The sequence below is a fragment of the Exiguobacterium sp. TDN 0502 genome, assembly GCF_050846835.1.
Taxonomy (GTDB): domain Bacteria; phylum Bacillota; class Bacilli; order Exiguobacteriales; family Exiguobacteriaceae; genus Exiguobacterium_A.
The window spans coordinates 37,019-51,245 of sequence record NZ_JBOZGJ010000003.1; the positions used below are offsets into that span (position 1 = coordinate 37,019).

The window sequence follows — 14,227 nt, forward strand, 5'->3', positions numbered from 1 at the left end:
CAATTGAGTCACTTATTTGTCTTACGAATCGAAATCCAATTAGGTTTCGACACGAAAGAGCCCCAGTCATTGACTGGGACTCCCTATGTACTTAAAACGTGTATTCACCAAAACGGTCGCCATCCCATGTCGCGGTTGCCGTTGAGACAAAATAGACCAGTCCGTTGCCGAATGTATTTTCCATCAAAGAGACCAATTGGTGTCCGTTCGTCTGTTCGACGAACGCTAATCGGACTTCTTCCTTCCCTTGATAAATCCGTTCGTAGACACTTAAACCGCGTGCATTGAGAAACGTACGTGCCGACTCGAATTCAATCGGACCGACTTCAGGTCGCCGTTCCTGAATGAACGACTGGCATTTTTGCTCGAATGTCTCCATGGTTTTTCACTCCTTCTCTCTTTTTCTGTTCATGGATATCATCTTCCCGACTCTTCCTCATCATAATCCTCAAATGTGAAAAAAGCGACGGATGCGTCGCTTCTTTCATCTTTTTACAACGATTTCTCATATTTTGACACCAAACTGTCGAGCCACGTGAATCGCCGACGTCGTTGCCCCGATCGTTCCGGCTCCCGGAAAAATCGTGTCACCGATTGCAAAGAAGTGATCGATGCCGGTCCGAAACGGTGCCGCGAACAAGAGACTTGTACTTGGTCGCTGCGGATACCCGCCGACTCCGCCGTCCGGTCGGAACGTATAACGGACCCATGCTCCCGGTCCACCCGGATGGCGTTCGATCGCCTGTTGCGCGAATCCGGGAAACTGCTGCTCAAGAATCGCTTCAAAGATCGCCGACATCGTCTTGACTTGTTCCGCGTAACGTTCCCGGTCCGTCCGATCAAAGGCACCGATCGGCACATGACATGACATCGTCAGCGTCCGTTGACCGACTGGTGCGCGTAAGCGGTCATCCTTACGAGAGAGGGAGATGAACGCGTGACCTGAAGGTAAGGACGGATCATGGACTTGACGGAACGCTTCGTCCGATTGGATGATGGCCTCCGGAATCGCGGCGTAATACGTAAAGGTGGCCCACTGCTGTAACTTTTCCTGGCGACGGTACGTCCGTCGTAGCGTTCGTTTCATATCCGTACTGACGACTTCCCGGATGCCTTCCAGCGGAACGGCGCAAATCACAGCATCGGCAAGCATCAAGCGTCCTCGGCGATCCTCGATCAAAAATCCATCCGGTGTCGTTCGAACTGAGGTGACCTTTCGTCCAAGCAGACACGTCGCCCCATGTGCCTCAGCTATCTCTTTTAACTGCTCGGCAAGCCGGTATAAGCCGCCCGGAACATAATAGGCACCTTCATGGTAGATGGATAAGGCAACGGCTCCGAGTAAAGCAGACGCTTCCTTCCCGGTCTGCATACTGTCGAGCAGGATACCATCGATCACCTGCGCAAACACCGTTTCCGCTAATCCGTGCTTGCGTAACAGATGACCGATCGTCAAGGGGAAATACGGTAAGAGGACGACACTTTTCGCGTGACGAATTAATCGTCGTACGTCAGAGAAATCTTGAAGTGGCAATGCCGGCAGTTCTGCCATCAACGGACGAATCGCTTCATGAATCTGTTCGATTTCGCTGAAAAAGGCACGGATGGACGACGCCTGCTCCGGAAAATGCGAAGTCAACTCAGTCAGGAACGCAAGACGATCCTGATAATAATGAATCGTATGTTCCCCGACGCGAATCGTCATGACGTCTTCAAGCGGTTCGACACGGTGTGTCACACCGAGATGGTCGAGAACGCGGGCATGAATACCGCCCGCCTCGAATCCCATCCCGAGGGTCGCCCCGACCGGATAGGTCAAATCACGCCGGGTGAACTTTCCGGCGGATCCGCCCCACTCTCGACTCCCTTCGAGAAGTGTGACAGCATGACCTTCCTGCGCGATCAGCGCAGCAGCTGTAAGACCGGCGATCCCACCTCCGATGATGGCGACATGTTTCATGTTGGCTCCTCCTCCGTAATTTGATTTTCTTTAAACAGGAAATTGCGCATCTCCCGGAAGACGGGTTCCCGGCGGTGAATCGTAAAGTGATCGTACTTATAGGATTTCGTTTGGATATTATCGGTATAGTTTTCAAGCGCAAACGAACTCTTCAAGGAAACGAGGTTGAAGTCGCCTCCCTTGGCACCGAAGGAATAGACGAGTACATCCCGCGGCCACGTCTCAAGCCGTTGCGTCAGGTTATTCATCGCCGCCGACCCCTTCGCAAGGTCCCGAAGAGCCGGACTATTCGTGTTCATCCCGAGTGGGGCAAGCGTCAATCCGAGTTTCGCATAGTCTGATCCGGCGATCGGAGCATCGAGGGTGACGATCTTACGGATTTGATACGGCATTTCTTCCTGCAGCGTATAGGCGACGACATCAACACCGCCCATACTATGCCCGACGAGTTGAATGTCGGAGAAGGTCGCTTTCTGCTTCCGATCGTATTCATCAATCGCTGCGTTCAGCCATTTTTGCTGTTCTGCAAGACTCGCTTCATCGTCTGCAAAGACAATCCGGACGAGTGGATAGCCGGTCGGTGACGGTTTGACGATACACGTCGCCTTTCCGGAACGCGTCACGTCGCAGCGTCCTCCATCGTCCGCCACTTTTTTATCCGTGAAGTTCCGGATCAATGGAATGAATGTCCGTTCCGTCCCGAACAGACCATGGACGAGAAATGTCGGTACGACCTCGCTTTTCCCTTCCGTAATGATCTGCCGTGTCGGGGGTGGTGCACTGGATGTATCCTCGGCGAACAGCCACCAGGCACCTCCACCGATGATCAGACAGACGAGCAAGGAAATGCCGACGGTCTTCAACTGTTGCCGACGCAACCGGCGCACCCGGTGGAAGACCCAGTAAAGGAATAACCCGACCCCGATCAACAGGATGATTCCGGTGATGATCCAACCGGTCGGATTGGGGACATAAGCAATCAGTTGCAGTTGATTTGCTTTTGTACCATATAATTTCCACGAGACATCATGATAGTTCGACCAGTCGATTTTCTCTCCGTTTTGCAGTCCAATTACTTTCGGTCCATGGAGATTGATTTCGATATCTGCCTGCCGGATATAGCGGTCTGCCAGTTTCTTCACCTGTCCTGTCGGGTGGTATCCTTTAATGTTCAAGCGGTCGATACTGAGGTCGATGTTTGTATCAAGTCGGTACGTATCAAACCAGAACCCGTCCGATTTTTTCATATCAAATGTCGTATCAGGAGGAATGAGAATCCCGCCGATTCCGGTCTTCCACTCATCCTTGATCGACGTCATATCCTTGAAGTTCGCGAAGGTTTTCTGCATCCGGATGCCTTCGAAGTCATCTTTCGTTTTGAATGTCTTCGCTGCGTAGCCGTTTTTCTCGGCCTGTTTGACGTAGCTGCCCCAGTCCGGATTCAGGTTTAATAAACGAGCGACCGGGTGTTCCTTTGCTGCGTATGTTGTCTTTAAGGTGACGCTTTGGTCGGTATGGATCGTTGCATCATACTGGATGCGAATACAGCCCCCAAGGAGCAGTGTCAGCATCAAAAAAGAGAGTACAATCCCCTTCTTCTTCATACTCATCAGGTCACATCCTTTCCTCCTTCGTATTCCCTATCTCGAGAAAGTAAAAACGACCGAAAAACAATTTCCGTCTGCCCGTTGCCGGACGCACAGCAGGCAGCGGGTCGACGACCCACTGCCTGAAAGTATGCGGACGCATTTCGTCCGTGATTCGCATTAACCAATCAAGTTTAATGCACGACCGACTTTTTCGAATGCTGCAAGAGCTGTCGTTAAGTCTTCGCGTGTGTGTTCAGCCGTCACGATCGTCCGTACACGAGCTTTTCCTTTGGCGACGGTCGGGAAGGCGATTCCTTGAGCGAAGATACCTTCTTGACGCAAGCGGTCCGACAATTCGTGGCATCGTGCCTCATCACCGACGATGACCGGTGTGATCGGCGTCGTCGACGTACCGATATCGAAGCCAAGATCCCGGAGTCCTTGTTTGAAGAATTCCGTGTTTTCCCACAGGCGATCAAAGAGAACCGTCTCTTCTTCCATGACACGGAGTGCTTCCCGGTTTGCTTCGACGACTGCGGGTGGATGTGATGTCGAGAACAGGAACGGGCGTCCTTTATGGATCAAGTAATCTTTGACGTGCTGTTCACACGCAACGTAACCGCCGAGAACACCGATCGCTTTTGAGAGCGTACCGACCTGCAAGGCAACACGACCGTCAAGACCGAAGTGATTGACCGTACCGCGCCCTGCTTTCCCAAGTACACCTGAAGCATGGGCATCATCGACCATGACGAGCGCGTCATACCGCTCGGCTAATTCAACGATTTCCGGAAGTGGTGCGATGTTCCCGTCCATCGAGAAGACACCGTCCGTGACGACGAGACGTGTCCGTGCATCTTGTGTTTCTTGTAATGCTGCTTCGAGATCCGCTAAGTCGACGTGTTTATAGATCCGGCGTTTTGCTTTCGTCAGACGGATTCCATCGATGATTGAAGCGTGATTCAACTCATCCGAGATGACGACGTCTTCCGGACCGAGCAGTGCCGATAAGACACCGAGATTCGTTGCGAATCCAGACTGGAAGACAAGTGCTGCTTCCGTGTGCTTGAATGTCGCGAGTTCCCGTTCAAACGCTTGGTGCATCTCGAGCGTTCCGGCAATCGTTCGAACCGATCCGGTTCCGGCACCAAACGTGCGCGCTGCTTCTGCCGCTTGTTCAGCGAGACGTGGATGCGCTGCGAGTCCGAGGTAGTTGTTCGACGACAGTTGGATCAATTCCTTCCCGTCAATCGTCACGCGGTTATGTTGCGCGCTTTCGAGTGCCACGAGGTTGCGGAACGTGCCCGCTTGTTTCATCTCTTCTAGTTCTGTTCGTAAGTGTTCAAATCCCATTAATTCGTCCCCCTTGGTTGTAATACGACTTTTCCGCATTTCCCTTGACGCATCAATTCAAATCCTTCTTCGAACCGCTCGAGCGGCAACGTGTGTGTGATTAACGGTCGGACATCAACTTTTCCACTCGATAAGAAAGCAGAGACTTGACTCCATGTCTCATACATCTTCCGACCGGTGATGCCTTGGACACGAACGCCTTTAAAGACGACATGGTTCGTCAAATCGATTTCGACCGGTTTGACCGGCAAACTGAGGATGTTGACATCCCCACCTGCCGTCACCATTTCAAATGCTTGACGAATCGCAACAGGATGACCACTCATCTCACAGACGACATCAATCCCGTCGCCGTCCGTCATCCGCTCAATCCGCTCCAGGACATCGTCATGACGTGAATCGATCACGACATCCGCTCCCATCGTCCGTGCGAGCTCAAGACGATACGGATTGACGTCGATTGCGACGACTTCTGCCGCACCGGCTGCTTTTGCGACGGAGACTGCCATCAGACCAATTGGACCACAACCGACGATCGCGACCGTTTTGGCACTGACATCACTTGCAAGGACCGTATGAACGGCATTACCCATCGGCTCTTGAATCGAAGCGATTCCTGCTGGCATATCTTCCGGGTTGACCCAGAGGTTTTCTTCCGGCATGACGACGTATTCCGCAAAACAGCCTTGTGTATCGACACCGATGATCTTCGTGTTCTTACAGATATGGTATTGCCCACGTAGACACTGTTTACATTGATGGCAGACGATATGCGTCTCCGCCGAGACACGGTCACCGAGTTTCAAGCGTTTCGTGCCTTCTCCAAGCTCAACGACTTCGCCTGAGAACTCGTGACCGAAGACATACGGTGGATTGACACGCGAGGCTGCCCACGCGTCCCACTCATAGATATGCACGTCCGTCCCGCAAATCGATGTGGCCTCGACACGAATCAAGACTTCTCCACGACTTGGTACGGGTACCGGTACTTCTTTCAGTGTCGCACCGAATCCGCGCTCTTCTTTGACAAGCGCGCGCATCGTTTTCGTCGTTGTTGTCTCTTCTACCTTCGTTACTAATTTCGTCATCTTTCCCCGACTCCTTCGCGGAAGTTCACGTTTTTTATATGTGGCGAACTTCCAAATGTTTAGCATCCCCAAAAAACCAAACACATCTTTCCTCTATCTTACATGAATTCTGCCGCTAGTTTACCGAATGTTTCTTCGTTCAACTCAAGATCGGCATAGGCGAGTCCTGATTCCTGATAACCGTCGATTTGTGACTGGTAATCAGGACGTGTCTCATCCTGATAGATCAATCCCATGACGAGTCCGTCGTGCGCATGAACGGTTTGTTTCGCAAGATCCAAGTTCGACGGATCGTATCCTTCGATGTCGGACAGCTTCGTCAAGTTCTGTTTGAACCAATCGTACGTATTGACCTTGTTGAACGTGACGCATGGACTAAAGACGTTGATGAAGGCAAATCCTTTATGTGCCGTCGCTTGCTCGATCAGTTGCGTCAAGCCCTTCAAATCGTTCGAGAAGCTTTGGGCAACGAACGTCGCGCCTGCCGTCAAGGCGAGTTCAACCGGTGAAACACTCTTTTCGATCGACCCTTTTGGCGTCGATTTCGTCTTGAACCCGGGTGCAGAAGTGGGTGACGTCTGACCCTTAGTTAAGCCGTAAATCTGATTGTCCATGACGATATACGTCATGTCGACATTGCGTTTGAACGCATGAATCGTATGCCCCATGCCGATCGCAAAGCCATCACCATCGCCACCTGACGCGATGACCGTCAGTTCACGGTTCGCCATCTTGACACCTTGGGCGATTGGCAGAGAACGTCCATGAACGCCGTGGAAGCCATACGTATTGATATAACCGGAAATCCGACCGGAACAGCCGATTCCGGAAATCAGTGCCAGCTCCTCTGGTTCAAGACCGACATTTGCAACAGCGCGCTGAATCGCCGCTTGAATCGAGAAGTCTCCACATCCCGGACACCAGTTTGGTTTGACATCATTTCTAAAATCTTTAAAGGTTGCCATGATATACCCCTCCTACGACCTGCTCGACGACCTCTGCTGGGTAGAACGGATCGCCATTGAATTTCAGGATATGCTCGATCTTCGACGCATGTCCACAGTTCATCTGGATCAGTTTCGCCAGTTGTCCCGTTGCGTTGTACTCGACGACGATGACTCGTTTTGCCCGCTCTAAGTGAGGCGTGACGAGTTCGCTTGGGAGCGGATGGACTTGACGGATGTGCAAGTGATCAACCTTGATTCCTTGTGCTTCGAGTCGTGGCATGATCTCTTCGATCGTTCCACGCGTCGAGTTGAAACCGACGAATAAGATATCCGGTTCTGCGTGGTGCTCTGTTACGAGAACGGCATCAGGTAGACGGAATGTGTTCAGCTTACGGAGTCGTTTCGTCATCTGATCGACACGGTTCTTCGTCGCTTCCGAAGGACGCCCTTCCTCGTTGTGCTCAACACCCGTCACGTGGTGGATTCCGTGCTTCATACCAGGAATGACACGTGGACTAACCCCGTCTTCTGTCACTTCGTAGCGTTTGAAGTACGCTTTCCCTTCAAGTTCCGGTAAGTCTTCCTGGATCAACTTTCCGCGACGGATCTCAACGCGTGACATATCTGGTGGTTCGACCGATTGTTTCCCGAGCGACAGCATTAAATCCGTCAACAAAATGACGGGACACTGATATTCTTCCGCGATATTGAAGGCCTCTGCTGCATCGTAGAACGCTTCCTCGACCGTTGACGGTGCCAGAACGACCTTCGGAATCTCGCCGTGCGTGCTGTAGATCATCGCCATCAAGTCCGATTGTTCCTGTTTCGTTGGTAGACCGGTTGACGGACCACCCCGTTGTGTATCGACGATCACGAGCGGTGTTTCCGTCATCCCGGATAACCCGATCGCTTCCGCCATTAACGATAGTCCTGGACCGGCAGATGCCGTCAAGGCACGGACACCCGCGTAGTTGGCACCAATTGCCATCGTCACCGCTGCTAGTTCGTCTTCCGTCTGGACGACCGTTCCACCGAACTGCGGTAATTTCTTGATTAAGTATTCCATGATCTCAGATGATGGTGTGATCGGGTAAGCCGCCATCAGACGTGCTCCACCGGCGATTGCACCAAGGGCAATCGCATCGTTACCGATCATGAACATCCGCTGTTTCCCGTCCGCCGGTTCCAAGACGAACCGTTCGCCTTCTCCTGCGAGGGCTTCAAACGCTGCTGCGCCTTCACGGATCGCCGCTAAGTTTTTCTCGACCATCTCTGGACCTTTCCGTCCGAAGATCTGTTCGACGACGGCTTGGAAACGCTCTGGCGCAATCCCGAGAATCGCACTTGATGCACCGATTGCGACCATATTTTTCATTAAGGCCGTACCGAGATCGGCCGCAATTTCCGTAAATGGAATCGCATACAAGGAAGCGCGTGCTTCATCTGGATTCGTCGGATTGAATTTCGCATCCGCGATGATGATCGCACCTTGACGCAATTCGTGGAAGTTGACGTCGATCGTCTCTTGATCGAATGCGACCAAAATATCGAGATCATCGGAAATCGTCCGGACTTCCTGTGTGGCGACACGAATTTTATTATTCGTGTGTCCTCCCTTGATACGTGACGAAAAGTGACGGTAGCCATACAGGTAATAGCCGAGTCGGTTCAAGGCAATCGCAAAGATTTCACCTGTCGACTCGATCCCTTCTCCCTGCTGACCGCCAACTTTCCATGACAACTGATTATACATCGACGTTCGCTCCTTCTGTCCCCTGAAATGATAGTTCTCTCTATCCTCCCTCATGATACCGATTTACTGGAAGTAGTACAATGCTCCCTCGGTGGAAAGACGAGAAATTTTCACAGACGTAGCAAAAAGACCATCTACTCCAACCGAGTAAATGGTCTACTTGCAAATAGGACCTATGTCCAATTCGTCATCTAGGTTCGATGATCAGTTTGATGGCGGTTCTTTCTTCCCCATCAATCAAAATGTCTGTGAAGGCTGGGATGCAAATCAAATCGATGCCAGAAGGCGCCACGAATCCGCGTGCGATGGCGACGGCTTTGACAGACTGATTGAGCGCTCCCGCACCAATGGCCTGAATCTCGACGGAACCTCTCTCTCGAATGACACCCGCGAGTGCACCTGCTACCGCGTTTGGATTCGACTTAGCTGATACTTTCAGGACGTCCATGCGTGTACCTCCCCATCCAGAAATGGCAATCAGTCGAAAAATACGGACTGATCCGTCAGATGAATCCGTTCAATCTTCGTTGCTTTTTTGGTTGTGTCATCGATATGAATCAAGACTCCATTAAGTTGTTCCCGTCCTTCGGCAACTTCAAACCGTGTCGGGAGCTGTGTCTTGAATTTTCGTAAGACGTCTTCCTGTCGCATACCGAGTACGCCGTTCAGCGGACCTGTCATCCCGACATCCGTGATATAAGCTGTTCCTCCGTCAAGGACACGCTCATCTGCTGTCTGGACGTGCGTATGTGTACCGACGACAGCTTGAACGCGACCGTCGAGGTGATAGCCCATCGCAATTTTCTCACTCGTGGCTTCCGCATGGACATCAACGAAGATCGCATCGACTTTTCCTTCGACTTCCGCAATCAGCGCGTCAACTGTCCGGAAGGGATCACCGAGTGGTGGTAAGAATACTGTTCCTTGGACGTTGATGACGGCAATCTTTTTATTTCCTGCCTTGACGATCATCATCCCGCGTCCCGGTGTGCCTTTCGGATAGTTCGCCGGACGGACGATTCGGTCCGCGTCGTCGATCCAGTCAAAGATGTCGCGGTTATCAAACGTGTGGTTCCCCATCGTGATCCCGTGGAATCCGAGTTCAAGGAATTGATGATAGATTGATTTCGTAATCCCGCGTCCGTGTGCTGCGTTTTCGCCGTTGACGAGCATGACGTTCGGATTATATTTCGCTTTCAAGCGTGCTGTGAATTGTTGCAGGATATGTCGCCCGGGTGCTCCGACGACGTCTCCGATGAATAAAATCTTCATTGCTGTTCCTCCGTTCATTAAAAAAAGTGGCGGTCGCCCGCCACTCCACTTATTTCGCGTATTCGACTGCTCGTGTTTCCCGAATGACCGTGACTTTGATGTGTCCCGGATAATCGAGTTCTTCTTCGATTTTTTTCCGGATGTCACTCGCCATCTTGTGAGCCAGTACATCATCGACGACGTCAGGTCGAACGATGATGCGGACTTCACGACCCGCTTGGATCGCAAATGATTTTTCGACACCGTCGAACGATTCCGAGATTTCCTCGAGGCGTTCGAGACGGCGAATATAACTTTCGAGTGTCTCTTGACGTGCTCCTGGACGAGCGGCAGATAAGGCATCTGCTGCAGCGACCAAGACGGAAATGACAGATGTCGCTTCCGTATCCCCGTGATGGGATGCGATCGCGTTGATGACCGTCGGATGCTCTTTGTACTTCGTACCGAGCTCGACTCCAATCTCAACGTGACTGCCTTCGACTTCGTGGTCGATCGCTTTCCCGATATCATGCAGAAGACCCGCACGCTTCGCAAGCGTGACATCTTCTCCAAGTTCAGCTGCCATCATACCTGCAAGGTGGGCAACCTCAAGTGAGTGATACAGGACGTTCTGTCCGTAACTCGTACGGTACTTCAAGCGACCGAGAATTTTGACAAGGTCCGGATGAATGCCGTGGATTCCGACATCATACGTCGCTTCTTCCCCGATTTCTCGAATCCGCTCGTCGACTTCACGACGGGATTTGTCGACCATCTCTTCAATACGGGCCGGGTGAATCCGACCATCCTGAACCAATTTCTCGAGCGCCATTTTAGCGACTTCGCGACGAATTGGGTCAAAACCAGACAAAATGACGGCTTCCGGCGTATCATCGATGATCAAGTCGATCCCAGTCAAGGTCTCGAGCGTACGGATGTTGCGGCCTTCCCGTCCGATGATCCGACCTTTCATCTCATCGTTCGGTAAGTTGACGACCGATACAGTCGTCTCTGCGATATGTTCAGCGGCGAACCGTTGAATCGCAAGTGACAAGATGTTACGTGCTTTCTTGTCGGCTTCTTCTTTTGCTTTTTGTTCGATTTCTTTTTGAAGAATGGCTGCGTCATGTAAAGCAGCCTGTTTCGTCTCATCCATGATGATCGTTCTTGCCTCGTCTTGCGATAAATTCGCGACGCGGACAAGCTCTTGACGTCCCTGTTCATACAGGTCCTCTACTTTGCGCTCTAGTTCTTCAGCTTGATGCTTCCGTTTCGCGATCTCTGCATCACGTGTATTGATCTGATCTTCCTTACGGTCGATAGCGTCAACACGGCGATCGAGTGTCTCTTCTTTCTGGAGCAACCGGGCTTCTTGTTTCGCTAGCTCTTGGCGACGTTCACGCAATTCTTTTTCCACTTCGTTACGAAGTTTGAATGCTTCATCTTTCGCTTCGAGTACTGCTTCTTTTTTCGTTGCTTCAGCTGATTCGCGCGCACGTTCGACGATTTTATTCGCTTCCGTTTCTGCGCCTTGAATTTTCGCTTCTGCAACCGATTTCCGCAAGAAGTAGCCTACGATGAATGCGATCAGCAAAGTGAGGAGAAGTATGACAATCCAAGTCAGTGTACTCATGGGTTCACCTCCCCTTTGCAAGGTGTTTCTTAGTTCATTTCGGTATTTCATCGAAGCTGTCTAAAAAACGTACATCTATATTGTACGGATAGCACTCGTTCATTGTCAACGAACGGACGGGAAAGAATTCCACTGTTTTCCTCTTTTACACTAAAAAAAGAGAGGATTCGCAAAGGAATCCTCTCTTGAACGGTTTATTCAGCAAATAGATCTTCTGGTTGTTCCGCTTCGAAATCTACCGGCTCTTCGCGATCGACGAGACCGTGATGTTCACGAATCAATCGTTCGACTTCTGCTGCGACTTCCGGATGCTCGACCATATATTGCTTCGCATTTTCACGTCCTTGACCGAGACGTTCTGAGTTGTACGAGTACCAGGCACCACTCTTTTGAACGATATCGAGATCTGTTCCGATGTCGATCAACTCACCGACCTTCGAAATCCCCTGTCCATACATGATGTCAACTTCCGCTTGTTTGAACGGAGGCGCGATCTTGTTTTTGACGACCTTGATTTTCGTTTTGTTACCGACGACGTCCGTACCGTTTTTCAACGCTTCCGCACGACGCACTTCTAAACGAACAGACGAGTAGAATTTGAGTGCGCGACCACCTGGAGTCGTTTCCGGGTTCCCGAACATGACACCGATTTTTTCACGGATTTGGTTGATGAAGATGACAATCGTCTTCGATTTGTTCGTTGCACCAGATAATTTCCGAAGCGCTTGGCTCATCAAACGCGCTTGAAGACCGACGTGTGAGTCACCCATCTCGCCTTCGATTTCTGCTTTTGGTACGAGTGCTGCAACGGAGTCGACGACAAGAATATCGACCGCACCAGAACGCACGAGTGCTTCCGCGATTTCAAGTGCCTGCTCCCCAGTATCCGGTTGTGACAACAGAAGCTCTTCAATGTCGACACCGAGTTTATTGGCATAAGCCGGATCGAGCGCGTGCTCGGCATCGATGAACGCCGCTTGTCCGCCTTGTTTCTGAACTTCTGCGATTGCGTGAAGTGCAACCGTCGTTTTACCTGACGATTCAGGTCCGTATACTTCGATGACCCGTCCACGTGGGTATCCACCTGCACCTAGGGCAATATCTAATGTAATCGATCCAGAAGAGATTACTGATACCTTCTGATCCGCATTTTCTCCAAGTTTCATGATAGAACCTTTACCGAACTGTTTCTCTATCTGGCGTAACGCCATCTCAAGTGCTGCTTTACGATCACTCACGTAGCAGGCCTCCTTTTAATTATCTTACTGAGATTATTGTACTTCTTTTGAGACCGAATGACAAGCATTTTACGAACATTTATTCGCATACTTACACTTTGAGCATTTTTAGTGCCCCGATGCTTTTTCGAGATGTTTCAGTAACAGGAAGTAGGTATCCTTAACGGCACGCAGTCGAATCATGCCTCGATCGAACGATGGATACTGCCACTCGACGATCCGTGTCCCGTGGGCGTCCGCAACAGCACAATAGACGGTTCCGACCACTTTCCCGCTGTTACTCGTCGGACCGGCTTCTCCCGTCAAGGCAACGGCGATATCAGATTGATACAGCTCTCGCGCTCCTTCAGCCATCGCGATCGCCACCTCTTTACTGACCGCTGTATGCTCTTTCAGAAGATCCCCTGGTACTGATAACACGGCTTGCTTCGCTGCATCATCATAAACGACGGCACTTCCGCGTAAGACTTGACTCGCACCGCTGACATCGACGAAACCACTCGCGACGGCTCCTCCCGTCAATGATTCAGCAAGCGACAGTGTCAAACCAGCTTCTTGATACCGTTTCAGGACGACTTCCGGCAGACTCGTCTCGCCGTATCCATAAAAGTACATCCCGACTTCAGCAAGGACGTGTTGCTCGAGTTCGTCGAGTTTGCGATCGGCTTCGTGTTGATCAAGTGCTTTAGCCGTCAGGCGCAACCGGACTTCAGCGAGTTCGGCATAGGGGGCGACGGATGGATTTTTTGCCTCTTTGATCAACGTTTCAAGCCGGTCGTTTAGCGCCGATTCCCCGATACCGAAGAAACGCAGCGTCCGGGACCGGATCGTTTCTTGACCGAAAAGATGACCGAAGTGATCCTTCAGGATTTGCTTCATCTCACGCGGTACACCGGGCAAGACGATGTACTGGTGATGTTCGGTCTGGACCGACATACCGGGTGCAAGGCCTGCATCATTGCGTAAAACCGTCGCGCCATCGATGACTAACGCTTGTTTCCGTTCATTATTCGTCATCTCCCGCTGGCGTGTCTTCAAGAATCCTTCGATCCGTTCAAACGCTGCTTGATCGAGAACGAGATCACGCCCGAGAAGATCGGCGAGTACCTCTTTCGTCAAATCATCCTCGGTCGGTCCAAGACCTCCCGTGATGACGAGGAGTTCCGCCCGCTGTTGCGCTTGCCGGAACGATTCCTGCATCCGTTCGCGGTTATCTCCGACGACTGTATGATAATGGACATCAATTCCTGCGCTGGCTAACCATTCGGAAAGGTACTGTGCATTCGTATTGGCGATCTCTCCAAGGAGAAGTTCGCTTCCGACTGCGATGATTTCTGCTTTCATGTTGATTCCTCACTTTCTTGAAGTATAAGAAAAGACTGTTCGGTATGACGAACAGTCTAAATTGATCCATC

General features: G+C 51.3%; 12 protein-coding genes. All 12 read right to left on the reverse strand.

The features are described 5' to 3' along the window. Positions 1 to 91: 91 nt before the first annotated feature. Positions 92 to 379 carry a hypothetical protein gene (locus ACRPK8_RS04805; protein ID WP_432237174.1) on the reverse strand — a complete coding sequence of 96 codons (288 nt, stop codon included), beginning with the start codon at positions 377 to 379 and terminating at the stop codon, positions 92 to 94. Between the two features lie 126 nt (positions 380 to 505). Further along, positions 506 to 1,960, reverse strand: coding sequence for a phytoene desaturase family protein (locus ACRPK8_RS04810; RefSeq protein WP_432237175.1), 1,455 nt, complete (start codon positions 1,958 to 1,960; stop codon positions 506 to 508). Then, a complete protein-coding gene (locus ACRPK8_RS04815) occupies positions 1,957 to 3,573 on the reverse strand; it encodes an alpha/beta hydrolase (protein WP_432237336.1) in 1,617 nt (538 codons plus the stop codon). The genes ACRPK8_RS04810 and ACRPK8_RS04815 overlap by 4 nt, the downstream gene beginning before the upstream one ends. Positions 3,574 to 3,726: 153 nt before the next feature. Continuing rightward, the gene (locus tag ACRPK8_RS04820) at positions 3,727 to 4,902 is read right to left on the reverse strand and encodes a glycine C-acetyltransferase (protein WP_432237176.1); all 1,176 of its coding nucleotides are present in this window, start codon (positions 4,900 to 4,902) and stop codon (positions 3,727 to 3,729) included. Beyond that, entirely contained in the window at positions 4,902 to 5,990 is a 1,089-nt protein-coding gene (gene tdh, locus ACRPK8_RS04825) for an L-threonine 3-dehydrogenase (RefSeq protein WP_432237177.1), read from the reverse strand. The genes ACRPK8_RS04820 and tdh overlap by 1 nt, the downstream gene beginning before the upstream one ends. A 98-nt stretch (positions 5,991 to 6,088) precedes the next feature. Continuing rightward, positions 6,089 to 6,955: a 2-oxoacid:ferredoxin oxidoreductase subunit beta gene (locus tag ACRPK8_RS04830; RefSeq protein WP_023467707.1), complete on the reverse strand. Its 867-nt coding sequence runs from the start codon at positions 6,953 to 6,955 to the stop codon at positions 6,089 to 6,091. Continuing rightward, positions 6,942 to 8,690 (reverse strand): 2-oxoacid:acceptor oxidoreductase subunit alpha, encoded by a 1,749-nt coding sequence (locus ACRPK8_RS04835; protein WP_432237178.1) that lies wholly within the window; start codon positions 8,688 to 8,690, stop codon positions 6,942 to 6,944. The genes ACRPK8_RS04830 and ACRPK8_RS04835 overlap by 14 nt, the downstream gene beginning before the upstream one ends. 187 nt (positions 8,691 to 8,877) lie before the next feature. Further along, entirely contained in the window at positions 8,878 to 9,138 is a 261-nt protein-coding gene (locus ACRPK8_RS04840) for a stage V sporulation protein S (RefSeq protein WP_023467705.1), read from the reverse strand. A gap of 29 nt (positions 9,139 to 9,167) precedes the next feature. Next, positions 9,168 to 9,962 carry a TIGR00282 family metallophosphoesterase gene (locus ACRPK8_RS04845; RefSeq protein WP_432237179.1) on the reverse strand — a complete coding sequence of 265 codons (795 nt, stop codon included), beginning with the start codon at positions 9,960 to 9,962 and terminating at the stop codon, positions 9,168 to 9,170. 49 nt (positions 9,963 to 10,011) lie between these two features. After that, entirely contained in the window at positions 10,012 to 11,574 is a 1,563-nt protein-coding gene (gene rny / locus ACRPK8_RS04850) for a ribonuclease Y (RefSeq protein WP_432237180.1), read from the reverse strand. A gap of 194 nt (positions 11,575 to 11,768) precedes the next feature. Next, positions 11,769 to 12,812, reverse strand: a complete 1,044-nt coding sequence (recA, locus tag ACRPK8_RS04855; protein WP_432237181.1) for a recombinase RecA — start codon at positions 12,810 to 12,812, stop codon at positions 11,769 to 11,771. A gap of 108 nt (positions 12,813 to 12,920) precedes the next feature. Continuing rightward, positions 12,921 to 14,156: a competence/damage-inducible protein A gene (locus ACRPK8_RS04860; RefSeq protein WP_432237182.1), complete on the reverse strand. Its 1,236-nt coding sequence runs from the start codon at positions 14,154 to 14,156 to the stop codon at positions 12,921 to 12,923. Positions 14,157 to 14,227 lie beyond the last annotated feature (71 nt).

Coding starts and splice junctions, on each gene's coding strand:
- ACRPK8_RS04805 (WP_432237174.1), bottom strand. CDS start 379: ATGGAGACATTCGAGCAAAAATGCCAGTCGTTCATTCAGGAACGGCGA.
- ACRPK8_RS04820 (WP_432237176.1), bottom strand. CDS start 4,902: ATGGGATTTGAACACTTACGAACAGAACTAGAAGAGATGAAACAAGCG.
- ACRPK8_RS04835 (WP_432237178.1), bottom strand. CDS start 8,690: ATGTATAATCAGTTGTCATGGAAAGTTGGCGGTCAGCAGGGAGAAGGG.
- ACRPK8_RS04830 (WP_023467707.1), bottom strand. CDS start 6,955: ATGGCAACCTTTAAAGATTTTAGAAATGATGTCAAACCAAACTGGTGT.
- ACRPK8_RS04810 (WP_432237175.1), bottom strand. CDS start 1,960: ATGAAACATGTCGCCATCATCGGAGGTGGGATCGCCGGTCTTACAGCT.
- ACRPK8_RS04840 (WP_023467705.1), bottom strand. CDS start 9,138: ATGGACGTCCTGAAAGTATCAGCTAAGTCGAATCCAAACGCGGTAGCA.
- rny (WP_432237180.1), bottom strand. CDS start 11,574: ATGAGTACACTGACTTGGATTGTCATACTTCTCCTCACTTTGCTGATC.
- ACRPK8_RS04860 (WP_432237182.1), bottom strand. CDS start 14,156: ATGAAAGCAGAAATCATCGCAGTCGGAAGCGAACTTCTCCTTGGAGAG.
- tdh (WP_432237177.1), bottom strand. CDS start 5,990: ATGACGAAATTAGTAACGAAGGTAGAAGAGACAACAACGACGAAAACG.
- ACRPK8_RS04845 (WP_432237179.1), bottom strand. CDS start 9,962: ATGAAGATTTTATTCATCGGAGACGTCGTCGGAGCACCCGGGCGACAT.